General features: G+C 70.7%; 22 protein-coding genes. 21 read left to right on the top strand and 1 reads right to left on the bottom strand.

Annotation, left to right across the window (positions count from 1 at the left end; translation table 11 throughout):
- The first annotated feature begins 54 nt into the window (after positions 1-54).
- The 9 genes from mltG to nusB all read left to right on the top strand — a co-directional run bounded on the left by mltG (position 55) and on the right by nusB (position 8,982).
- Entirely contained in the window at positions 55-1,797 is a 1,743-nt protein-coding gene (gene mltG, locus ACFZDK_RS15265; RefSeq protein ID WP_390972712.1) for an endolytic transglycosylase MltG, read from the top strand.
- Between the two features lie 49 nt (positions 1,798-1,846).
- Positions 1,847-2,686, top strand: coding sequence for a shikimate dehydrogenase (locus ACFZDK_RS15260; RefSeq protein WP_390972710.1), 840 nt, complete (start codon positions 1,847-1,849; stop codon positions 2,684-2,686).
- A gap of 202 nt (positions 2,687-2,888) precedes the next feature.
- Positions 2,889-4,073: a chorismate synthase gene (gene aroC, locus ACFZDK_RS15255; RefSeq protein WP_390972708.1), complete on the top strand. Its 1,185-nt coding sequence runs from the start codon at positions 2,889-2,891 to the stop codon at positions 4,071-4,073.
- Between the two features lie 14 nt (positions 4,074-4,087).
- Positions 4,088-4,591, top strand: a complete 504-nt coding sequence (locus tag ACFZDK_RS15250) for a shikimate kinase (protein WP_390972707.1) — start codon at positions 4,088-4,090, stop codon at positions 4,589-4,591.
- A complete protein-coding gene (gene aroB, locus ACFZDK_RS15245; protein WP_365685147.1) occupies positions 4,588-5,679 on the top strand; it encodes a 3-dehydroquinate synthase in 1,092 nt (363 codons plus the stop codon). The genes ACFZDK_RS15250 and aroB overlap by 4 nt, the downstream gene beginning before the upstream one ends.
- A gap of 118 nt (positions 5,680-5,797) precedes the next feature.
- Entirely contained in the window at positions 5,798-6,625 is an 828-nt protein-coding gene (locus tag ACFZDK_RS15240; protein WP_390972704.1) for a Pro-rich N-terminal domain-containing protein, read from the top strand.
- 197 nt (positions 6,626-6,822) lie between these two features.
- Positions 6,823-7,929, top strand: coding sequence for a M24 family metallopeptidase (locus ACFZDK_RS15235; RefSeq protein WP_390972702.1), 1,107 nt, complete (start codon positions 6,823-6,825; stop codon positions 7,927-7,929).
- A gap of 52 nt (positions 7,930-7,981) precedes the next feature.
- Positions 7,982-8,548 carry an elongation factor P gene (gene efp / locus ACFZDK_RS15230; protein WP_351487768.1) on the top strand — a complete coding sequence of 189 codons (567 nt, stop codon included), beginning with the start codon at positions 7,982-7,984 and terminating at the stop codon, positions 8,546-8,548.
- A gap of 2 nt (positions 8,549-8,550) precedes the next feature.
- Entirely contained in the window at positions 8,551-8,982 is a 432-nt protein-coding gene (nusB, locus tag ACFZDK_RS15225) for a transcription antitermination factor NusB (RefSeq protein ID WP_351707158.1), read from the top strand.
- A gap of 246 nt (positions 8,983-9,228) precedes the next feature.
- Here nusB and bldD read toward each other — a convergent pair whose 3' ends face one another.
- A complete protein-coding gene (bldD, locus tag ACFZDK_RS15220; protein ID WP_020938842.1) occupies positions 9,229-9,732 on the bottom strand; it encodes a transcriptional regulator BldD in 504 nt (167 codons plus the stop codon).
- 253 nt (positions 9,733-9,985) lie between these two features.
- On the opposite strand from bldD, the gene pyrR reads away from it, so the two are divergent.
- The 12 genes from pyrR (at position 9,986) to coaBC (ending at position 22,886) form a co-directional block, all read left to right on the top strand.
- Positions 9,986-10,561, top strand: a complete 576-nt coding sequence (gene pyrR, locus ACFZDK_RS15215) for a bifunctional pyr operon transcriptional regulator/uracil phosphoribosyltransferase PyrR (protein ID WP_390972699.1) — start codon at positions 9,986-9,988, stop codon at positions 10,559-10,561.
- An 84-nt stretch (positions 10,562-10,645) separates the two neighbouring features.
- Positions 10,646-11,626 carry an aspartate carbamoyltransferase catalytic subunit gene (locus ACFZDK_RS15210; RefSeq protein WP_362317673.1) on the top strand — a complete coding sequence of 327 codons (981 nt, stop codon included), beginning with the start codon at positions 10,646-10,648 and terminating at the stop codon, positions 11,624-11,626.
- Between the two features lie 5 nt (positions 11,627-11,631).
- Positions 11,632-12,918: a dihydroorotase gene (locus ACFZDK_RS15205; protein ID WP_390972697.1), complete on the top strand. Its 1,287-nt coding sequence runs from the start codon at positions 11,632-11,634 to the stop codon at positions 12,916-12,918.
- Positions 12,915-13,484, top strand: coding sequence for a hypothetical protein (locus ACFZDK_RS15200; RefSeq protein WP_390972695.1), 570 nt, complete (start codon positions 12,915-12,917; stop codon positions 13,482-13,484). Before ACFZDK_RS15205 ends, ACFZDK_RS15200 begins: the two co-directional genes overlap by 4 nt.
- Positions 13,481-14,623 (top strand): glutamine-hydrolyzing carbamoyl-phosphate synthase small subunit, encoded by a 1,143-nt coding sequence (carA, locus tag ACFZDK_RS15195; RefSeq protein ID WP_390972693.1) that lies wholly within the window; start codon positions 13,481-13,483, stop codon positions 14,621-14,623. Before ACFZDK_RS15200 ends, carA begins: the two co-directional genes overlap by 4 nt.
- Complete coding sequence (carB, locus tag ACFZDK_RS15190; protein ID WP_390972691.1) at positions 14,616-17,924, top strand: carbamoyl-phosphate synthase large subunit; 3,309 nt, start codon at positions 14,616-14,618, stop codon at positions 17,922-17,924. The genes carA and carB overlap by 8 nt, the downstream gene beginning before the upstream one ends.
- Before the next feature lie 130 nt (positions 17,925-18,054).
- Entirely contained in the window at positions 18,055-19,161 is a 1,107-nt protein-coding gene (locus ACFZDK_RS15185) for a quinone-dependent dihydroorotate dehydrogenase (RefSeq protein ID WP_390972690.1), read from the top strand.
- Positions 19,158-20,003: an orotidine-5'-phosphate decarboxylase gene (gene pyrF, locus ACFZDK_RS15180; RefSeq protein WP_390972688.1), complete on the top strand. Its 846-nt coding sequence runs from the start codon at positions 19,158-19,160 to the stop codon at positions 20,001-20,003. The genes ACFZDK_RS15185 and pyrF overlap by 4 nt, the downstream gene beginning before the upstream one ends.
- A gap of 278 nt (positions 20,004-20,281) precedes the next feature.
- Complete coding sequence (locus ACFZDK_RS15175) at positions 20,282-20,605, top strand: integration host factor (protein ID WP_003977346.1); 324 nt, start codon at positions 20,282-20,284, stop codon at positions 20,603-20,605.
- Positions 20,606-20,665: 60 nt separating this feature from the next.
- A complete protein-coding gene (gene gmk, locus ACFZDK_RS15170) occupies positions 20,666-21,259 on the top strand; it encodes a guanylate kinase (RefSeq protein WP_355725887.1) in 594 nt (197 codons plus the stop codon).
- A gap of 51 nt (positions 21,260-21,310) precedes the next feature.
- Positions 21,311-21,583, top strand: coding sequence for a DNA-directed RNA polymerase subunit omega (rpoZ, locus tag ACFZDK_RS15165; RefSeq protein ID WP_005319902.1), 273 nt, complete (start codon positions 21,311-21,313; stop codon positions 21,581-21,583).
- Between the two features lie 97 nt (positions 21,584-21,680).
- Positions 21,681-22,886, top strand: a complete 1,206-nt coding sequence (gene coaBC, locus ACFZDK_RS15160; RefSeq protein WP_390972686.1) for a bifunctional phosphopantothenoylcysteine decarboxylase/phosphopantothenate--cysteine ligase CoaBC — start codon at positions 21,681-21,683, stop codon at positions 22,884-22,886.
- The last annotated feature ends 206 nt before the right edge of the window (positions 22,887-23,092 follow it).

The following is a 23,092-nucleotide window of genomic DNA, read 5'->3' as shown; positions in this document are numbered from 1 at the left end:
GGGAACCGGCCCCATCAGCCGCGCACCGCACCGCCTCGCGGCTCTAGGGGATCGATGACTGAGTATGGCCGGGGCCAAGGCTCCGAACCGTGGCATCCGGAGGACCCGTTGTACGGGGACGACGGATGGGGCGGACAGCAGGCCCACGTGGGCCAGCAGTCCCCCTACGGCGGCCAGCCACAGCACTACCCACAGCAGTCGCAGCAGTCGCAGCAGCAGTACGGCGACTGGGACCAGCACCCGCAGGGCGGCTACGACCAGCAGCAGTACGCCACGTACTACGACGAACAGGGCAACCTCCGGTACGCCGACGGACAGGGCCAGCAGCACTACGACCAGCAGCAGTACGACCAGCAGTACGCCGGGCATGCCCCCCAATACCACCAGGGCGGCTGGGACGCGACCGGCACCCACGGCCAGGTCCCCTACGCCGCCGACCCGGGCGACCCCTACGGCCAGCAGCCCGTGGCTTACGGCGGGGAGCAGCCCGACTTCTACGGCACCGAGGACGCCTACCCGCCGCCGGAGCCCCCCGGCCGCCGGCGTCCCGAGCCGGAACCGCAGCCGGAGCCCGCGATCGAGGATGAGGAAGAGGAGCAGCACCCCTTCTTCACGGGCGCCGATGACGACGGCGACGACGGCGAGGACGGCGACGACCCGAAAGGGCGCCGCGACAAGGGCCGGGGCAAGGACGCCAAAGGCGGCAAGGGCGCCAAGAAACGCCGCAGCGGCTGCGCCTGCCTGGTGGTCTGCCTGGTCTTCGGCGGCGGCGCGAGCGTCGTCGGCTACTACGGCTGGCACTTCTACCAAAATCGTTTCGGCGCGTCCCCGGACTACGCCGGCAGCGGCAACGGCGAGACCACGACCGTCTCGATCCCCAAGGGCGCGGGCGGTTACGACATCGGCCGCATCCTGAAGGCGGCCGGCGTGGTCGAGAGCGTCGACGCCTTCGTCTCCGCACAGACGGCGAACCCCGACGGCAAGACCATCCAGGACGGCGTCTACACGCTGCAGAAGGAGATGTCCGCGGCCAGCGCCGTGGAGCTGATGCTCAACCCGAAGAGCCACAGCAACCTGGTCATCGCCGAGGGCCTGCGCAACTCCGCGGTCTACGAAATGATCGACAAGCGGCTCGCCGTGAAGAAGGGCACCACCGCGGCCGTGGCGAAGAAGGACTACAAGTCCCTCGGCCTGCCCAAGTGGGCGCTGAACCACGCCAACCTGAAGGACCCGCTGGAAGGATTCCTCTACCCCTCCAGCTACGCCGTCTCGAAGGGGCAGGAGCCCAAGGCAGTCCTCACCGAGATGGTGGCCCGCGCCAACGACCAGTTCCAGACGCTCGGCCTGGAGAAGAAGGCCGCCGGCCTCGGCCTCGACGGGCCCTGGCAACTGCTCACCGTGGCCAGCCTGGTGCAGGCCGAGGGCACCAGCCACGACGACTTCCGCAAGATGGCCGAGGTGGTCTACAACCGCCTCAAGCCCGGAAACCCCGAGACCTACGGCGCCCTGGAGTTCGACTCCACGTACAACTACGTGAAGAACCAGAGCAAGATCGACCTGTCGATCGCCGAACTGCGCCGCTACAACAACCCCTACAACACGTACTACGTCAAGGGACTGCCGCCCGGGCCCATCGACAACCCCGGCGAGGAGGCGCTGCGGGGCGCGCTCAACCCGACCGACGACGGCTGGTACTACTTCATCTCGATGGACGGCAAGACCAGCGAGTTCACCAAGACGCTCGCCGAGCACGAGAAGCTCGTGAACGAGTGGAACGCCTCACGGAAGAAGAGCTGAGCCGCGCGCGCCAGCAGCGCGGCCCCGCTCCTGCACAAGGACAGATTCGATGCCACCTCGGGCAACCGATGCCCGCCGGGCCGCCGTGCTCGGTAAGCCCATCGCCCACTCCCTCTCCCCGGTGCTGCACCGGGCCGCGTACGCCGAACTCGGGCTCACCGACTGGTCGTACGAGCGCTTCGAGGTCGACGAGGCCGGGCTGCCCGGCTTCCTCGGGAAGCTGGGACCGGAGTGGGCGGGGCTGTCGCTGACCATGCCGCTGAAGCGGGCGGTCATCCCGCTCGTCGACGAGATCAGCGAGACGGCGGCCTCCGTCGACGCGGTCAACACCGTCGTCTTCACGGAGGACGGACGGCGCGTCGGGGACAACACCGACATCCCGGGCATGGTCGCCGCGTTGCGCGAGCACGGAATCGAACAGGTCGACTCCGCCGCCATCCTGGGCGCGGGCGCCACCGCCTCCTCCGCGCTGGCCGCGCTCGCCCGGATCTGCACCGGCGAGGTCGTCGCCTACGTCCGCAGCGAGGCCCGCGCCGCCGAGATGCGGGAGTGGGGCGAGCGGCTCGACGTCGAGGTGCGCACCGCCGACTGGGCCGACGCCGAACAGGCCCTGCACGCCCCCCTGGTGATCGCCACCACCCCCGCGGGCAGCACCGACGTCCTCGCCACCGCCGTACCGGAGCGCCCCACCACCCTCTTCGACGTGCTCTACCACCCCTGGCCCACCGCCCTCGCCGCCCGCTGGTCCATGTTCGGCGGGGCCGTGGTGAGCGGCCTCGACCTCCTGGTGCACCAGGCCGTGCTCCAGGTCGAGCAGATGACCGGCCGCGCTCCGGCTCCGGTGGACGTCATGCGCCGGGCCGGGGAGAAGGCGCTCGCGGAGCGCTGAGGGCCGGCGGAGGCCGCGCCCGCGGAGCGCTGACCTGACATATTCGCGTCCGACTGTTGGACCGGCGGCCGGGTTCGGTGGCCGGACGTGGGAGGATCGGAGGCGGCGGACCGGGGCCGCGCACCCGGTCGGGCCGTCGCCGTACGCGAGGACGCGCGTACGCAGGGCAGTAGTACCAGGGCGCGAGCACTGAGGAGCATCGTTGAGCAGGCTGCGTTGGCTGACCGCGGGGGAGTCCCACGGTCCCGCACTTGTCGCGACGCTGGAGGGCCTTCCCGCCGGCGTGCCGATCACCACGGAGATGGTCGCGGACCATCTCGCGCGGCGGCGGCTCGGTTATGGCCGTGGTGCGCGCATGAAGTTCGAGCGTGACGAGGTCACCTTCCTGGGCGGTGTCCGGCACGGGCTGACGCTGGGCTCCCCGGTGGCGATCATGGTGGGCAACAGCGAGTGGCCCAAGTGGGAGCAGGTGATGGCGGCCGACCCGGTGGATCCGGAGATCCTTGCCGGGCTGGCCCGCAACGCCCCGCTGACCCGCCCGCGTCCCGGCCACGCGGACCTCGCGGGTATGCAGAAGTACGGTTTCGACGAGGCCCGCCCGGTCCTGGAGCGCGCCTCCGCCCGCGAGACCGCGGCACGGGTCGCGCTCGGCGCCGTCGCCCGCTCCTACCTGAAGGAGACGGCGGGCATCGAGATCGTCTCGCACGTCGTCGAGCTGTGCTCCGTGAAGGCCCCGCAGGGCGTGTACCCCACCCCCGCCGACGTCGAGAAGCTGGACGCCGACCCGCTGCGCTGCCTGGACGCGGACGCCTCGAAGGCGATGGTCGCGGAGGTCGACCAGGCCCACAAGGACGGCGACACGCTCGGCGGTGTGGTCGAGGTGCTGGCCTACGGCGTCCCGGTCGGGCTCGGCTCGCACGTGCACTGGGACCGCAAGCTGGACGCCCGCCTCGCCGGGGCCCTGATGGGTATCCAGGCGATCAAGGGCGTCGAGATCGGCGACGGCTTCGAGCTGGCCCGGGTGCCCGGCTCGAAGGCACATGACGAGATCGTGGGCACGCCCGAGGGCATCCGACGGGTCTCCGGCCGGGCCGGCGGCACCGAGGGCGGACTCTCCACGGGCGAGCTGCTCCGCGTCCGCGCGGCGATGAAGCCGATCGCGACCGTGCCGCGCGCCCTGCGGACCGTGGACGTCACCACGGGCGAGGCCACCCAGGCCCACCACCAGCGTTCCGACGTCTCCGCCGTGCCGGCCGCCGGCATCGTCGCCGAGGCCATGGTCGCGCTCGTCCTCGCGGACGCGGTCGCCGAGAAGTTCGGCGGCGACTCGGTCCCCGAGACCCGCCGCAATGTGCGGTCGTACCTCGAGAACCTGGCCATCCGGTGAGCAGCGGAGTGCCGATGGTGGTGCTCGTCGGGCCGATGGGCGTGGGCAAGTCCACGGTCGGGCAGCTGCTCGCCGAGCGGCTCGGCGTCGGCTACCGCGACACCGACGAGGACATCGTGGCCGCCGAGGGCCGCACCATCGCCGACATCTTCGTGGCCGAGGGCGAGCCCGCCTTCCGGGCCATCGAGAAGCGGGCGGTGCACACTGCGCTGACCGAGCACGAGGGTGTCCTCGCCCTCGGCGGCGGCGCGATCCTCGACGCGGAGACCCGTGCGCTGCTCGCCGGGCAGCGGGTGGTCTACCTCTCGATGGACGTCGAGGAGGCCGTCAAGCGCACCGGCCTGAACGCGGCCCGGCCCCTGCTCGCCCTCAACCCGCGCAAGCAGTGGCGCGAGCTGATGGAGGCGCGGCGGCACCTGTACGAGGAGGTCGCCGTGGCGGTCGTGGCGACCGACGACCGTACGCCCGAAGAGGTCACCCAAGCAGCCCTGGACGCACTGGAGTTGAAGGAAGCATGAGCGAGGCAGTCACCCGGATCCAGGTCGGCGGCACGGCGGGCACCGAGCCGTACGAGGTCCTGGTGGGCCGTCAACTCCTCGGCGAACTGGGCGGACTGGTCGGCGAGAAGGCCCAGCGGGTCGCGATCGTCCACCCCGAGGCGCTCGCCGAGACCGGCGACGCGCTGCGGGCCGATCTGGCCGAGCAGGGCTACGAGGCCGTCGCCATCCAGGTGCCCAACGCGGAGGAGGCCAAGACCGCCGAGGTCGCCGCCTACTGCTGGAAGGCGCTCGGCCAGTCCGGGTTCACCCGCTCCGACGTCATCGTCGGCGTGGGCGGCGGCGCGACCACGGACCTGGCCGGTTTCGTGGCCGCCACCTGGCTGCGCGGGGTCCGCTGGATCGCCGTCCCGACCACCGTCCTCGCCATGGTGGACGCGGCGGTCGGCGGCAAGACGGGCATCAACACGGCCGAGGGCAAGAACCTGGTCGGCGCCTTCCACCCGCCGGCGGGCGTGCTCTGCGACCTCGCCGCGCTGGACTCGCTCCCGGTCAACGACTACGTCTCCGGGCTCGCCGAGATCATCAAGGCCGGCTTCATCGCCGACCCGGTGATCCTGGACCTCATCGAGTCCGACCCCGAGGCCGCGCGCACCCCGGCGGGCCCGCACACGGCCGAGCTGATCGAGCGGTCCATTCGGGTGAAGGCGGAGGTCGTCTCCTCCGACCTCAAGGAGTCGGGCCTGCGCGAGATCCTCAACTACGGCCACACGCTCGGCCACGCCATCGAGAAGAACGAGCGCTACAAGTGGCGGCACGGCGCCGCGGTCGCCGTCGGCATGCACTTCGCCGCCGAGCTGGGCCGGCTGGCCGGGCGCCTGGACGACGCGACGGCGGACCGCCACCGCACGGTCCTGGAGTCGGTCGGCCTCCCGCTGCACTACCGCTACGACCAGTGGCCCAAGCTGGTCGAGACGATGAAGGTCGACAAGAAGTCCCGCGGGAACCTGCTGCGCTTCATCGTCCTGGACGGCCTCGCCAAGCCGACGGTCCTGGAGGGCCCGGACCCGGCCGTGCTGCTCGCCGCGTACGGCGAGGTCGGCCAGTAGGTCCGCCTCGCGGCACGGGCACTTCGGGCCGCCCCCGGCCGTTTCACCAAACGACGACCGGGGGCGGTACCGTTCGGTAACGAGCGCAGCCGAACATGACGAGACGGAGTGGCACCGGATGCAGCACGCAGTGGGATCTCCGCTGCCGCCGCCCCATCAGCCGGGGCAGGGACCGACCGGCTGGCAGCCGGCCGCACAGCACCCGGGAGCGCCCCAGGGCTCCGCGCCCGTGCCGCCACCACCGGCCGCGCCGCCGCACCCGACGGTTCCGCCACCGCCCTCGGCCCCGCCGCCGCCCGACACCACGGGCCACGTCCCGCTGCCGCCGGGCGCCCCGGTGGGCATACCCACCGCACCCCCGGCGGCGACCAGCGCGCCCGACCCGACCGCCACCACCCTGGCCGTCCTCCTGATCGGTCCGGCCGGCGCGGGCAAGACCAGCGTGGCCAAGTACTGGGCGGACCACCGCCGGGTCCCCACGGCCCACATCAGCCTCGACGACGTCCGCGAATGGGTCCGCTCCGGCTTCGCCGACCCCCAGTCCGGCTGGAACGACAACTCCGAGGCCCAGTACCGCCTGGCCCGCCGCACCTGCGGCTTCGCCGCCCGCAACTTCCTCGCCAACGGCATCTCGTGCATCCTCGACGACGCGGTCTTCCCGGACCGCCCGGTCGTCGGCCTCGGCGGCTGGAAGCGCCACGTCGGCCCCGGCCTCCTCCCGGTCGTCCTCCTCCCCGGCCTCGACATCGTGCTCGAGCGCAACGCCGAACGCCGCGGCAACCGCCGCCTCACCGACGAAGAGGTCGCCCGCATCCACGGCCGCATGGCCGGCTGGTACGGCTCCGGCCTCCCCATCATCGACAACTCCCAACTGGACGTCCCCGCCACAGCCAGGGTCCTCGACGAGGTCCTGGCCAGGGCCATAGCCAGCCCCCCGACCTGGTAACCAGCGACCAGCGGAACAACCCAGCGTGGGCGCGCTCAACCCCCACCGACCGGCAGCCGAAAGGCGGCCTGTGTGGTGAGGGGCGCGGGGAACTGCGCAAAACCCACCCACGCACCCGCACTCGACAGCGGCGCCCCGCCACCCCACTCGGCCCCCCTCAACCGGCATAAATCGCCCCTTCCTCCTACGCTCGACTCATGTCAGACGTGTACGCGGCCCGCAGAACCAGGCTGAGGGAACGCTGCAACGCGGCGGGCAGCCAGTCCGCCGTCATCTCGCACCCCGCCAACGTGAGATACCTCGCCGGCGCCGCCCCCCACGGCTCCGTCCTGCTGCTCGGCAAGCGCGAGGACCTCCTCGTCTGCCCCGGCCCGCCGGACGACCACCCCACCGAGGCCCGCCCCGACGAGTCCCTCCGGCAGCACCTCCTGCAAGGCCCGGGCGGTGACCCCGCCGTGGCCGCCGCCGACCTCGCCGCCGCCCAGGACGCCGACGTCCTCGCCGTCGAGGAGCACCACCTCACCGTCGCCCGGCACCGCGCCCTCGGCTCGGTCGCCCCGCACCTGCGTCTCACCGACCTCGGCGCCGCCGTCGAACAGCTCAGGGTCGTGAAGGACGAGGAGGAGATCTCCTGCCTGCGCATCGGCGCCGAGATCGCCGACCAGGCCCTCGGCGAGCTGCTGGAGTCGATCCTCGTCGGCCGTACCGAACGGCACCTCGCCCTGGAGCTGGAGCGCCGCCTGGTCGACCACGGCGCCGACGGCCGGGCCTTCCCCACCTCCGTGGCCACCGGACCCAACTCCGGCCGCCGCGGCCACCGCCCCACCGACCGCCGTGTCGAGGAGGGCGACTTCCTCTCCGTCTGCCTCGGCGCCACCTACCGCGGCTACCGCTGCGAGATCGGCCGTACCTTCGTCATCGGCACCTCGCCCGCCGACTGGCAGATCGAGCTCTACGACCTGGTCTTCGCCGCCCAGCGGGCCGGCCGGGAGAGCCTCGTACCCGGCGCCGCCTACCGTGACGTGGACCGTGCCGCCCGGCAGGTGCTGGGCTCCGCGGGCCACTCCGAGGGCCTGCAACCCCTCACCGGGCACGGCGTCGGACTCGAAATCGACGAGGAGCCGCAGCTGGCCCCCTCAGCCATGGGTAAACTGGACGCTTGCGTGCCGGTCACCGTCGAACCGGGGGTCCACCTCCCGGGCCGGGGCGGTGTCCGGATCGATGACACGCTCGTCGTGCGCCCCGAGGCGGACGGCGGACCCGAGCTACTCACCATCACGACCAAGGAGCTGCTCGCACTATAAGGAAGGTGCGTGCCCCGGGGTCGTCCACGTCAGTCCAGGAGATTCCGCAACCGTGGCTTCCACGAACGACCTCAAGAACGGCCTGGTGCTCAAGCTCGAAGGCGGCCAGCTCTGGTCCGTCGTCGAGTTCCAGCACGTCAAGCCCGGCAAGGGCCCCGCTTTCGTGCGCACCAAGCTCAAGAACGTGCTGTCCGGCAAGGTGGTCGACAAGACCTTCAACGCCGGCGTCAAGGTCGAGACGGCCACTGTCGACAAGCGCGACATGCAGTTCTCGTACATGGACGGCGAGTACTTCGTCTTCATGGACATGGACACGTACGACCAGCTGCACATCGACCGGAAGACCGTCGGCGACGCCGCGAACTTCCTGATCGAGGGCTTCACGGCCGTCGTCGCCCAGCACGAGGGCGAGGTGCTCTTCGTCGAGCTCCCGGCCGCCGTCGAGCTGGTCATCCAGGAGACCGAGCCGGGTGTCCAGGGCGACCGCTCCACCGGCGGCACCAAGCCGGCCACGCTGGAGACCGGTCACCAGATCCAGGTCCCGCTCTTCATCACCACCGGTGAGAAGATCAAGGTCGACACCCGTACGAGCGACTACCTCGGCCGGGTGAACAGCTAACCGTGGCTGCCCGCAACACGGCCCGCAAGCGCGCCTTCCAGATCCTCTTCGAGGGCGACCAGCGCGGGGCCGACGTCCTGACCGTGCTCGCGGACTGGATCCGGCTCTCCCGCGACGACACCCGGCAGCCGCCGGTGAGCGAGTACACGATGCAGCTGGTCGAGGGCTACGCCGAGCACGTGCGGCGGATCGACGAGCTGATCGCCCAGTACGCGGTCGGCTGGACGCTCGACCGGATGCCGGTCGTCGACCGGAACATCCTGCGCCTGGGAGCGTACGAGCTGATCTGGGTCGACGAGACGCCGGACGCCGTTGTCCTCGACGAGATGGTGCAGCTGGCGAAGGAGTTCTCGACGGACGAGTCGCCCTCGTTCGTGAACGGGCTCCTGGGACGGCTCAAGGAGCTGAAGCCGTCGCTGCGCCGGGAGGCGTGAGCCGACGAACGCCGGAAGGCCCGCAGCGGCTTGCTGCGGGCCTTCCGGCGTTCGCGTGCCCCATGGGGCGGGTGGTGCGGTGGTCGGGCGGCTGACGGCCGTGTGGGGCTGGTCGCGCCCACGCGGCGGAGCCGCACATCGATACAGCCTCGCGCCCTGACGGGGCGCTGAAAAGCCGCCGGGGTGGGCGGAACCGTCAAGTTCCGGCCACCCCGGCGGCACGTTTCTGCTCAGGTGTGGTGCGGGTCAGGCGTCTTCGTGGGTGGCCACGGCGCGGCGGGCGTCCGCGTCCAGCACGCCCCAGCTGATCAGCTGCTCGGTGAGGACCGAGGGGGACTGGTCGTAGATGACGGCCAGTGTGCGCAGGTCGTCCTGGCGGATCGACAGCACCTTGCCGTTGTAGTCACCGCGCTGGGACTGGATCGTGGCCGCGTAGCGCTGCAGCGGGCCCGCCTTCTCGGCCGGCACGGTGGCCAGCCGCTCCAGGTCCAGGACCAGCTTCGGCGGGGGCTCGGCGGCACCGCCGGGGGTGGTGCCCGGCAGCAGCTCCTGCACCGGCACACCGTAGAAATCCGCCAACTCGGCAAGGCGCTGCACGGTCACGGCACGGTCGCCGCGCTCGTACGAACCGACCACCACGGCCTTCCAGCGCCCCTGGGACTTCTCCTCGACACCGTGGAGGGAAAGGCCCTGCTGGGTGCGGATGGCCCGGAGCTTGGCCCCGAGCTGTTTGGCGTATTCGCTGGACATATAGCTCCCCGGACACTGTGTCGACGCGGCCGGCCTTGGTTCCCGCCGCGCGGCTGGTAACTCACTGTGAGGTTACGCAGCGTTACTCTCCTGCGTCAAGCCGAATGGTCCGCACCGACTCTTCCGTGGTGGCGATGGCCGATTACGCCAAGGGGGTGATCGGGGGCCTGTCCGGCACCTGCTACGGTGGATGGCGCAAATCCGACGTCCTTTAAGGTCCGTCCCGTGAGGCGGAGAAGGAGGTCCGTTTCGTATGGACAAGCAGGGAAAGCCTGACCTTCAGGCAAGCGACGCACGGCCCGTTCTCGAAGGGCCCGACATCGCGCGGGTACTGACCCGCATCGCCCACGAGATCGTCGAGCGCGCCAAGGGCGCCGACGACGTGGTGCTCCTCGGCATCCCGACCCGCGGCGTCTTCCTCGCCCAGCGGCTCGCCGCCAAGCTCGAGCAGGTCACCGACCGCAAGATTCCCGTCGGTTCGCTCGACATCACCATGTACCGCGACGACCTGCGCATGCACCCGCCGCGTGCGCTGGCCCGCACCGAGATCCCCGGTGACGGCATCGACGGCAGACTGGTCGTCCTCGTCGACGACGTGCTCTTCTCCGGCCGCACCATCCGCGCCGCCCTCGACGCCCTCAACGACATCGGGCGTCCGCGCGCGGTCCAGCTGGCGGTCCTCGTCGACCGCGGCCACCGTGAACTGCCCATCCGCGCCGACTACGTCGGCAAGAACCTCCCCACGTCGTTGCGGGAGACGGTCAAGGTCCTGCTCGCCGAGGAGGACGGTCGCGACACCGTGCTGCTCGGCGCCAAGCCGACCCAGTAGCGAGCCGAGAGGACGCGCCGGTCCGGCGCGCCCATACCTGCCCGCAATCTCCCGATATGTGAACTGCCTTACGGAGCCTGACAGATGCAGCGTCATCTCATCTCGGCCGCCGACCTCACCCGCGACGACGCCGTCCTGATCCTCGACACCGCCGAGGAGATGGCCCGGGTCGCCGACCGGCCGATCAAGAAGCTGCCGACCCTGCGCGGCCGCACCGTCGTCAACCTCTTCTTCGAGGACTCGACCCGGACCCGGATCTCCTTCGAGGCCGCCGAGAAGCGCCTCTCCGCCGACGTCATCAACTTCACCGCCAAGGGGTCCAGCGTCTCCAAGGGCGAGTCCCTGAAGGACACCGCCCAGACCCTGGAGGCGATGGGCGTGGACGCCGTCGTCATCCGGCACGGCGCCTCCGGAGCGCCCTACCGTCTCGCCACCTCCGGCTGGATCGACGCCGCCGTCATCAACGCCGGCGACGGCACCCACCAGCACCCCACCCAGGCCCTCCTGGACGCCTTCACCATGCGCCGCCGGCTGGTCGGCCGGGACGCCGGGATAGGGCAGGACCTGGCCGGCAAGCGCATCACGATCGTCGGCGACGTCCTGCACAGCCGGGTCGCCCGCTCCAACGTCGACCTGCTGCACACGCTCGGCGCCGAGGTCACCCTGGTCGCCCCGCCCACCCTGGTCCCGGTCGGCGTCGAGCGCTGGCCCTGCGAGGTGTCGTACGACCTCGACGCCGTACTCCCCAAGTCCGACGCCGTGATGATGCTCCGCGTGCAGCGGGAGCGCATGAACGCCGCGTTCTTCCCGACCGAGCGCGAGTACTCGCGGCGCTACGGCCTCGACGGCGAGCGCATGGCGAAGATGCCCGAGCACGCCATCGTGATGCACCCCGGCCCGATGGTCCGCGGCATGGAGATCACCGCCGAGGTCGCCGACTCCGAGCGCTGCACCGTAGTCGAGCAGGTCGCAAACGGAGTCTCCATCCGGATGGCCGTTCTGTACCTCCTGCTCGGCGGCAACGAACCCGCCGTCAGCCACGCCCGCACCACCGAGGAGAAGTAAGACCCATGAGCAAGATCCTGATCCGTGGTGCGAAGGTGCTCGGCGGTGAGCCGCAGGACGTACTGATCGACGGCGAGACGATCGTGGAGGTGGGCTCCGGGCTGTCCGCCGACGGGGCCGAGGTCGTCGAGGCCGCCGGCAAGGTGCTGCTGCCGGGGCTCGTCGACCTGCACACCCACCTGCGCGAGCCCGGCCGTGAGGACTCCGAGACCGTCCTCACCGGCACCCGCGCGGCCGCGAGCGGCGGCTACACGGCCGTCTTCGCCATGGCCAACACCTTCCCGGTCGCCGACACCGCCGGCGTGGTCGAGCAGGTCTACCGGCTCGGCCAGGAGCACGGCTACTGCGACGTCCAGCCCATCGGCGCCGTCACCGTCGGCCTGGAGGGCAAGAAGCTCGCCGAGCTCGGCGCCATGCACGAGTCGGCCGCCGGGGTCACCGTCTTCTCCGACGACGGCAAGTGCGTCGACGACGCCGTGATCATGCGCCGCGCCCTGGAGTACGTGAAGGCCTTCGGCGGAGTCGTCGCCCAGCACGCGCAGGAGCCGCGGCTGACCGAGGGCGCCCAGATGAACGAGGGCGTCGTCTCGGCCGAGCTGGGGCTGGGCGGCTGGCCGGCCGTCGCCGAGGAGTCGGTCATCGCGCGCGACGTGCTGCTCGCCGAGCACGTGGGGTCGCGGGTGCACATCTGCCATCTGTCGACCGCCGGGTCCGTCGAGATCGTGCGCTGGGCCAAGTCCCGCGGCATCGACGTCACCGCCGAGGTCACCCCGCACCACCTGCTCCTCACCGACGAGCTGGTGCGGTCGTACAACCCGGTCTACAAGGTCAACCCGCCGCTGCGCACCGAGCGCGACGTGCTGGCGCTGCGGGAGGCCCTCGCCGACGGCACCATCGACATCGTCGCCACCGACCACGCCCCGCACCCGCACGAGGACAAGGACTGCGAGTGGGCCGCGGCCGCCATGGGGATGGTCGGCCTGGAGACCGCGTTGTCGGTGGTGCAGGAGACCATGGTGGACACGGGCCTGCTGACCTGGGCCGGTGTCGCCGACCGGATGTCCTTCAAGCCCGCGCGGATCGGACAGGCCGTCGGCCACGGCCGTCCCGTCTCGGCTGGTGAGCCCGCCAACCTCACCCTCGTCGACACGGAATACCGTGGCCTGGTGGACCCCGCGGGCTTCGCCTCGCGCAGCCGCAACACCCCCTACGAGGGACGCGAGCTGCCGGGCCGTGTCACCCACACATGGCTGCGGGGCAAGGCGACGCTCGTGGACGGGAAGCTGACGTGACACCTCTGATCCTGCTGGCCGACGAGAAGAAGTCGGCCGCGGTCACCGACTGGGCCGCGCGCATCGGCTGGCTCGTCGGTCTGGCCCTCTTCGTCGCGCTCGTCTACTGGCTGATGCGCGAGGGCTGGAAGTGGCGCGGCACCCTCCAGGGCGACCTCCCCGAGCTCCCCACCGCGCCGGACGACCCCGGCGAGGCGAAACTGACCATGAGCGGCCGCTACCACGGCTCCACCACCGCCGGGCAGTGGCTGGACCGCATCGTGGCCCGCGGCCTCGGCTCCCGCAGCCGGGTCGAGCTCACCCTGACCGACGCGGGCCTGGACGTCGTACGCCCCGGGGCGACCGACTTCTTCATCCCCGCCGCCGCGCTCCGCGAGGCCCTGCTCGGCAAGGGCATCGCGGGCAAGGTCCTCACCGAGGGCGGACTCCTCGTGGTGACCTGGCAGCACGGCGACCGGCTGATCGACTCCGGATTCCGCTCGGACCACGCGGCCGAGCACGGCGAGTGGGTCGACGCCATCAACTCCATGACCAAGACACCCAGCACGGAAGGCGCCGAACGATGACGACCTCCACCAGGGGAGCCGGCAAGGTTCCCGCAGTACTCGTCCTGGAGGACGGCCGGATCTTCCGCGGCCGCGCCTACGGGGCCGTGGGGGAGACCTTCGGCGAGGCCGTGTTCTCCACCGGGATGACCGGCTACCAGGAGACCCTCACCGACCCCTCGTACGACCGCCAGATCGTGGTCGCCACCGCCCCCCAGATCGGCAACACGGGGTGGAACGACGAGGACGACGAGTCCAGCCGCATCTGGGTCTCCGGCTACGTCGTGCGCGACCCCGCGCGCGTGCCCTCCAACTGGCGCGCCAAGCGTTCGCTGGACGCGGAACTGGTGGCGCAGGGCGTGGTCGGCATCTCCGGGATCGACACCCGTGCCCTCACCCGCCACCTCCGCGAGCGCGGCTCGATGCGCGCCGGCGTCTTCTCCGGCGAGGCGATCGCCACCGACGCCGAGCTCCTCGCGCGCGTGCAGGCCCAGCCGCACATGAAGGGCGCCTCGCTGTACGAGGAGGTCGCCACCAAGGAGGCGTACGTCGTCCCGGCCGTCGGGGAGAAGCGATTCACCGTCGCCGCCGTCGACCTCGGCATCAAGGGCATGACCCCGCAGCGGATGGCCGAGCGCGGCATCGAGGTGCACGTGCTGCCCGCGACCGCCACCGAGGACGACGTGTACGCCGTCTCCCCGGACGGCGTGTTCTTCTCCAACGGCCCCGGCGACCCGGCCACGGCCGACGGCCCGGTGGCCCTGATGACCGCCGTCCTGGCGCGGAAGACCCCGCTCTTCGGCATCTGCTTCGGCAACCAGATCCTCGGCCGCGCGCTCGGCTTCGGCACCTACAAGCTGAAGTACGGCCACCGGGGCATCAACCAGCCGGTCCAGGACCGTACGACCGGCAAGGTCGAGGTCACCGCGCACAACCACGGATTCGCCGTGGACGCGCCGCTCGACCAGGTCAGCGAGACGAAGTTCGGCCGCGCCGAGGTCTCGCACGTCTGCCTCAACGACGACGTCGTGGAGGGGCTGCAGCTGCTCGACCAGCCGGCCTTCTCCGTCCAGTACCACCCCGAAGCGGCAGCGGGCCCGCACGACGCCGCCTACCTGTTCGACCGCTTCGTTTCCCTGATGGAGGGCCAGCGTGCCTAAGCGCACCGATATCCAGTCCGTCCTGGTCATCGGCTCCGGCCCGATCGTCATCGGCCAGGCCGCCGAGTTCGACTACTCCGGCACCCAGGCCTGCCGCGTGCTGCGCGCCGAGGGCCTGAGGGTCATCCTCGTCAACTCCAACCCGGCGACGATCATGACCGACCCGGAGATCGCCGACGCGACCTACGTCGAGCCGATCACCCCGGAGTTCGTCGAGAAGATCATCGCCAAGGAGCGCCCCGACGCCCTGCTGCCCACCCTGGGCGGCCAGACGGCCCTGAACACCGCGATCTCGCTCGACGAGAACGGTGTCCTGGCCAAGTACGGCGTCGAGCTGATCGGCGCCAACGTCGAAGCCATCAACAAGGGCGAGGACCGCGACCTCTTCAAGGAGGTCGTGGAGGCCGTCCGCGCCAAGATCGGGTACGGCGAGTCCGCCCGGTCCGTCATCTGCCACTCCATGGACGACGTCCTCGCCGGCGTGGACGAGCTCGGCGGCTACCCGGTCGTCGTCCGCCCCTCCTTCACCATGGGCGGCGCCGGCTCCGGCTTCGCACACGACGAGGAGGAGCTGCGCCGCATCGCGGGCCAGGGCCTCACGCTCTCCCCGACCACGGAGGTGCTCCTGGAGGAGTCCATCCTCGGCTGGAAGGAGTACGAGCTGGAGCTGATGCGCGACAAGCACGACAACGTCGTGGTCGTCTGCTCCATCGAGAACTTCGACCCCATGGGCGTGCACACCGGTGACTCCATCACCGTGGCGCCCTCGATGACGCTGACCGACCGCGAGTACCAGATCCTCCGGGACATCGGCATCGCCGTCATCCGCGAGGTCGGCGTCGACACCGGCGGCTGCAACATCCAGTTCGCGGTCAACCCCGAGGACGGTCGCGTGATCGTCATCGAGATGAACCCGCGCGTGTCGCGGTCCTCCGCGCTCGCCTCCAAGGCGACCGGCTTCCCGATCGCGAAGATCGCTGCCAAGCTGGCCGTCGGCTACACCCTCGACGAGATCCCCAACGACATCACGCAGGAAACCCCGGCCTCCTTCGAGCCCACGCTCGACTATGTGGTCGTCAAGGCGCCGCGCTTCGCGTTCGAGAAGTTCCCGCAGGCCGACTCCACGCTGACCACCACCATGAAGTCGGTCGGCGAGGCCATGGCCATCGGCCGCAACTTCCCCGAGGCCTTCCAGAAGGCGCTGCGCTCGCTGGAGAAGAAGGGCAGCCAGTTCACCTTCGTCGGCGAGCCCGGCGACAAGGACGAGCTGCTGCGCGAGGCGGTCCGGCCCACCGACGGCCGGATCAACACCGTCATGCAGGCCATCCGCGCGGGCGCCACGCCCGAGGAGGTCTTCGAGTTCACGAAGATCGACCCGTGGTTCGTCGACCAGCTCTTCCTCATCAAGGAGATCGCGGACGAGCTGGCCGGGGCCGCCGAGCTGACCCCCGAGCTGCTCGCCGAGGCCAAGCGGCACGGCTTCTCCGACCAGCAGATCGCCGAGATCCGCGGGCTGCGCGAGGACGTCGTCCGCGAGGTCCGGCACGCGCTGGGGGTACGCCCGATCTACAAGACGGTCGACACCTGCGCCGCCGAGTTCGCCGCGAAGACGCCGTACTTCTACTCCTCCTACGACGAGGAGACGGAGGTGGCGACCCGCGAGAAGCCGGCCGTCATCATCCTGGGCTCCGGCCCCAACCGCATCGGCCAGGGCATCGAGTTCGACTACTCGTGCGTGCACGCGTCCTTCGCGCTGAGCGAGGCCGGCTACGAGACGGTGATGGTCAACTGCAACCCGGAGACCGTCTCCACCGACTACGACACCTCCGACCGGCTGTACTTCGAGCCGCTGACGCTGGAGGACGTGCTGGAGATCGTCCACGCCGAGCAGCAGGCCGGTCCGGTCGCCGGTGTGGTGGTCCAGCTGGGCGGCCAGACGCCGCTGGGTCTGTCGCAGGCGCTCAAGGACAACGGGGTGCCGATCGTCGGCACGCCCCCGGAGGCGATCCACGCGGCCGAGGACCGGGGCGCGTTCGGGCGCGTGCTCGCCGAGGCCGGCCTGCCGGCCCCCAAGCACGGCACCGCCACCACCTTCGCCGAGGCCAAGGCCATCGCCGACGAGATCGGCTACCCGGTCCTGGTCCGCCCGTCGTACGTCCTCGGCGGCCGTGGCATGGAGATCGTCTACGACGAGACCCGCCTCGCCTCCTACATCGCCGAGTCGACCGAGATCAGCCCCTCGCGGCCGGTGCTCGTCGACCGCTTCCTCGACGACGCGATCGAGATCGACGTCGACGCGCTGTACGACGGCGAGGAGCTGTACCTCGGTGGCGTCATGGAGCACATCGAGGAGGCCGGCATCCACTCCGGCGACTCGGCGTGCGCCCTGCCGCCGATCACCCTGGGCGGCTTCGACATCAAGCGGCTGCGCGCCTCGACGGAGGCCATCGCCAAGGGCGTCGGCGTCCGCGGCCTGATCAACATCCAGTTCGCGATGGCCGGGGACATCCTCTACGTCCTCGAGGCCAACCCCCGCGCGTCCCGCACGGTCCCCTTCACCTCGAAGGCGACGGCGGTACCGCTGGCCAAGGCCGCGGCCCGGATCTCGCTGGGCGCGACCGTCGCCGAGCTCCGCGCGGAGGGGCTGCTGCCCGCGCGGGGCGACGGCGGCGAGCTGCCGTTCGACGCGCCGATCTCCGTGAAGGAGGCGGTCATGCCGTGGTCGCGGTTCCGCGACATCCACGGCCGGGGCGTCGACACCGTGCTCGGCCCGGAGATGCGCTCCACGGGCGAGGTCATGGGCATCGACTCCGTCTTCGGTACGGCGTACGCCAAGTCGCAGGCGGGGGCGTACGGGCCGCTGCCGACCAAGGGCCGCGCGTTCATCTCCGTCGCCAACCGCGACAAGCGCTCGATGATCTTCCCGGCGCGCGAGCTGGTCGCCCACGGCTTCGAACTCCTCGCCACGTCCGGCACGGCCGAGGTGCTCAAGCGCAACGGCATCAACGCGACGATCGTGCGCAAGCAGTCGGAGGGCGTCGGTCCGCAGGGCGAGAAGACGATCGTGCAGCTCATCCACGACGGCGAGGTGGACCTCATCGTCAACACCCCGTACGGCACGGGGGGTCGCCTGGACGGGTACGAGATCCGGACGGCGGCGGTGGCGCGGTCGGTGCCGTGTCTGACGACCGTGCAGGCGCTGGCGGCGGCTGTGCAGGGGATCGACGCGCTGAACCACGGGGATGTCGGGGTGCGGTCGCTGCAGGAGCATGCGGAGCATCTGACGGCCGCGAGGGACTGATAGGCCGTAGTGAGGCTGCGGGCCGGTTGTGGATGGTCGCGCAGTTCCCCGCGCCCCTGGAGGGGCGCGTTGCCCAGCTGTCTATGAGGGGGGCACCGGACGTCGGTGTCCCCCTCGGCATGAGGACTCCATGTACAAGATCTTCTTTCAGCTCGTCTTCCGGCGGATGGACCCCGAAGCCGCCCACCACCTCGCCTTTCGCTGGATCCGGCTCGCCGTCCGCATCCCCGTGCTGCGTACCTTCGTCGCCGCCGTGCTCGCGCCCCGCTACAAGGAACTGCGCACCGAGGCCTTCGGGCTGCGGATGCACGGGCCCTTCGGGCTCGCCGCCGGGTTCGACAAGAACGCGGTTGCGATCGACGGGATGTCGATGCTCGGGTTCGACCATGTCGAGATCGGCACGGTGACCGGGGAGGCACAGCCGGGCAATCCGAAGAAGCGGCTGTTCCGGCTCGTCGCCGACCGGGCGCTGGTCAACCGGATGGGGTTCAACAACGACGGCTCGCTCGCCGTCGCCGCCCGGCTCGCGACGCGGGAGGCCGTCTTCAACACGGTCGTGGGCGTCAACATCGGCAAGACCAAGGTCGTACCGGAGGCCGAGGCGGTCGGCGACTACGTGAAGTCCGCCGAGCGGCTCGCGGCGTACGCGGACTACCTGGTCGTGAACGTGTCGTCGCCGAACACGCCGGGGCTGCGCAACCTCCAGGCCACCGAGGCGCTCAGGCCGCTGCTGAGCGCCGTGCGCGAGGCCGCGGACCGGGTGGTGGCGCACCGCCGGGTGCCGCTGCTGGTGAAGATCGCGCCGGACCTCGCCGACGAGGACGTCGACGCCGTCGCCGACCTGGCCGTGGAGCTGGGTCTGGACGGGATCATCGCGACCAACACCACCATCGCTCGGGAGGGGCTGGGGCTGCGGTCCGACCCCGGCCTGGTGAAGGAGACCGGGGGGCTCTCCGGGGCCCCGCTGAAGGCGCGCTCCCTGGAGGTGCTGCGGCGGCTGTACGCGCGCGTGGGCGACCGGATCACCCTGGTGGGCGTGGGCGGCGTCGAGAACGCCGAGGACGCCTGGCAGCGCATTCTGGCCGGTGCCACGCTGGTCCAGGGCTACAGCGCCTTCATCTACGAGGGTCCGTTCTACGCTCGCGACCTTCACAAGGGCCTCGCGGCACGCCTGCGCACCAGCCCGTATGCCACCCTCGCCGACGCGGTCGGCGCCGATGTGAGGAAGACCGTATGAGCCCCCTGGAGCCCTTCGGTGCCCGGCTGCGCCGCGCGATGGACGAGCGCGGGCCGCTGTGCGTCGGTATCGACCCGCACGCCTCGCTGCTCTCCGAGTGGGGGCTGAACGACGACGTGGCGGGCCTGGAGCGGTTCAGCCGCACCGTCGTGGAGGCGGTGGCGGACCGGGTCGCGGTCATGAAGCCGCAGAGCGCGTTCTTCGAGCGGTTCGGCTCGCGCGGGGTCGCCGTCCTGGAGCGGGTGGTGCAGGAGGCGCGGGCGGCCGGCACGCTGGTCGTCATGGACGCCAAGCGCGGCGACATCGGCTCCACCATGGCCGGATATGCGGAAGCCTATCTGATCAAGGACGCCCCGCTGTTCTCGGACGCCCTGACCGTCTCCCCGTACCTCGGCTACGGCTCGCTCAGCCCGGCCGTCGCGCTGGCCCGGGAGAGCGGGGCCGGCCTGTTCGTGCTGGCGCTGACCTCGAACCCGGAGGGCCCCGAGGTGCAGCACGCGGTGCGCTCCGACGGCCGGACGGTCGGCGCGACCATGCTGGCCCACCTCGCCGCCGAGAACACCGGGGAGGAGCCGCTGGGATCCTTCGGCGCCGTCGTCGGTGCCACGGTCGGCGACCTGTCGTCGTACGACCTCGACATCAACGGTCCGCTCCTCGCGCCCGGGGTCGGCGCACAGGGGGCCACGGCGGCCGACCTTCCCGCGGTCTTCGGTCCGGCGGTGCGCAACGTGGTTCCAAACGTGAGCCGAGGTGTTTTGCGTCACGGTCCCGACATCGGGGCGCTGCGGACGGCCGCGGAGCGGTTCGCGGGCGAGATCCGGGACGTCCTCGCAGGTGGATGAGTCCTCCGATGAGTGTTCCGACAGCGCTCCGACGGGCACTTCGGCGGCGGCTCAAGCGTGAATACATCCTCAAATCCGGGGCAGTATGTCTGAAATGTCCGGCCTGACGGAGGCTGACCAGGACTTTTCCGCTGTTCTCGCTGACTCTGGCGGACTTGCCCGCTAGTCTCCGAGCAGAGTCAACGGGCAAGCGTGTTGCTCGTAGCTCCCCTGGTGTGGGGCGACTAGGTTCCTCACCGGTCCGTATCCGACAGTTCGACATCCGAGGTGACGTAGGCGTGGCTCTTCCGCCCCTTACCCCTGAACAGCGCGCAGCCGCGCTCGAAAAGGCCGCCGCGGCTCGCCGGGAGCGGGCCGAGGTCAAGAATCGACTCAAGCACTCCGGCGCCTCTCTCCATGAGGTCATCAAGCAGGGTCAGGAAAACGACGTCATCGGCAAGATGAAGGTCTCCGCCCTGCTCGAGTCCCTGCCGGGCGTGGGCAAGGTCCGCGCCAAGCAGATCATGGAGCGACTCGGGATCTCCGAGAGCCGTCGCGTGCGTGGCCTCGGGTCCAACCAGATCGCTTCTCTGGAGCGCGAGTTCGGCAGCACCGGCTCCTGATCACCGGACCGCCCGGGAGGGCCGTCCCGGGCAGCCCGCGATTGCTGGAATAATCGCTGCATGGCTGCAACATTCCGGGGGACGACCCCCGAGCCCCCGGACGTACGTCCGCGGCTGACCGTGCTCTCCGGCCCCTCCGGGGTCGGCAAGAGCACGGTCGTCGCTCATATGCGCAAGGAACACCCCGAGGTCTGGCTCTCGGTGTCGGCGACCACCCGCAAGCCACGCCCGGGCGAGAAGCACGGAGTCCACTACTTCTTCGTCACCGACGAGGAGATGGACAAGTTGATCGCCAACGGCGAGCTCCTGGAGTGGGCCGAATTCGCCGGCAACCGCTACGGCACCCCGCGACAGGCGGTGCTGGAGCACCTGGAGTCCGGTGTCCCGGTCCTCCTGGAGATCGACCTCCAGGGCGCCCGGCAGGTCCGCGAGTCCATGCCGGAGGGTCGGCTGGTCTTCCTGGCGCCTCCCTCCTGGGAGGAGCTGGTCCGCAGGCTCACCGGACGCGGCACCGAGGCGCCCGAGGTGATCGAGCGGCGTCTGGACGCGGCCAAGGTCGAGCTCGCGGCCGAGCCGGAGTTCGACGAAACCCTGGTCAACACCTCTGTCAAGGACGTGGCGCGTGAGCTGCTAGCCTTGATGGACGTTGTGTGATCGTCGCTGATCATTCAGACTGAATCTTTCCCATCCATCGGAAGGCAGAGCGTGTCCTCTTCCATCACCGCGCCCGAGGGCATCATCAACCCTCCGATCGACGAGCTCCTCGAGGCCACCGACTCGAAGTACAGCCTCGTGATCTACGCGGCCAAGCGCGCCCGCCAGATCAACGCGTACTACTCGCAGCTCGGCGAGGGCCTCCTCGAGTACGTCGGTCCGCTCGTCGACACCCACGTCCACGAGAAGCCGCTCTCCATCGCCCTGCGCGAGATCAACGCGGGTCTGCTGACCTCCGAGGCCATCGAAGGCCCGGCGCAGTAGTACTTTCGTATTGCGGTTGACTTATCCACAGGCCCGGCAGCCGACTGCCGGGCCTGTGGTGTGTGATGGCGTCATGGATTCGACGAGTGGAGGACCGGTGAGCAAGCCGAAGGTCGTGCTGGGGGTCAGTGGCGGAATCGCCGCCTACAAGGCCTGCGAGCTGCTGCGAAGGTTCACCGAGTCGGGGCACGACGTCCGGGTCGTCCCCACCGCCTCCGCGCTGCACTTCGTCGGCGCCGCCACCTGGTCCGCGCTCTCCGGCAACCCTGTCTCCACCGAGGTCTGGGACCACGTGGAGGAGGTCCCGCACGTCCGCATCGGCCAGCACGCCGACCTGGTCGTCGTCGCCCCCGCCACCGCCGACATGCTCGCCAAGGCGGCCCACGGCCTTGCCGACGACCTGCTCACCAACACCCTCCTCACCGCCCGCTGTCCGGTCGTCTTCGCCCCCGCGATGCACACCGAGATGTGGGAGCACCCGGCCACCCAGGAGAACGTGGCCACGCTGCGCCGCCGTGGCGCCGTCGTGATCGATCCGGCGGTCGGCCGCCTCACCGGCGTGGACACCGGCAAGGGCCGGCTGCCCGACCCGGCGGAGATCTTCGAGGTCTGCCGCCGCGTCCTCGCGCGGGGCGTGCGGGAGCCCGACCTGGCGGGCCGCCATGTCGTCGTCTCCGCCGGCGGCACCCGCGAGCCCCTCGACCCCGTCCGCTTCCTCGGCAACCGCTCCTCCGGCAAGCAGGGCTACGCCCTCGCCCGCACGGCCGCCGCGCGGGGCGCCCGGGTGACGTTGGTTGCGGCGAACACCACCGGCCTGCCCGACCCGGCCGGCGTGGACGTCGTCCCGGTCGGCACGGCCGTCCAGCTGCGCGAGGCGGTGCTGAAGGCGGCCGCCGACGCCGACGCCGTGGTGATGGCCGCCGCCGTCGCCGACTTCCGCCCCGCGGTCTACGCGGCCGGGAAGATCAAGAAGAAGGACGGGCAGGAACCCGAGCCGATCGTCCTGGTGCGGAATCCGGACATCCTGGCGGAGATCTCGGCCGACCGGGCGCGGCCCGGACAGGTGATCGTCGGCTTCGCCGCCGAGACCGACGACGTGCTCGCCAACGGCCGGACCAAGCTGGAGCGCAAGGGCTGCGACCTGCTCGTGGTGAACGAGGTGGGGGAGCGGAAGACCTTCGGCTCCGAGGAGAACGAGGCCGTGGTGCTCGGTGCCGACGGCAGCGAGACGCCGGTGCCGCACGGGCCCAAGGAGGCTCTCGCCGACATCGTGTGGGATCTGGCCGCGGCCCGTTTGGGTTAACTTATTTCAGCCATATGTCAACTTTCCCGGACGGCACATTACGGTGTGGTGGCTCTGGTCAAGGCCGCCGGGCATTGGGCAGAATGCGCGTGCCGCAGGTCACAGCACTTCCGAGTGTCGAGACAGGTGGGCCGGCGGCAGAGTGCGACCGATAAACTGTTCTCGGACGACGCCCGGGTGCAGCCCCCGTGTCGTCCGCCAATGAT

The sequence above is a fragment of the Streptomyces sp. NPDC007901 genome (assembly GCF_042959465.1).
GTDB lineage: Bacteria > Actinomycetota > Actinomycetes > Streptomycetales > Streptomycetaceae > Streptomyces.
Note: the sequence above shows the minus strand (reverse complement) of the source record. Positions and strands in the feature narration are given on the sequence as shown.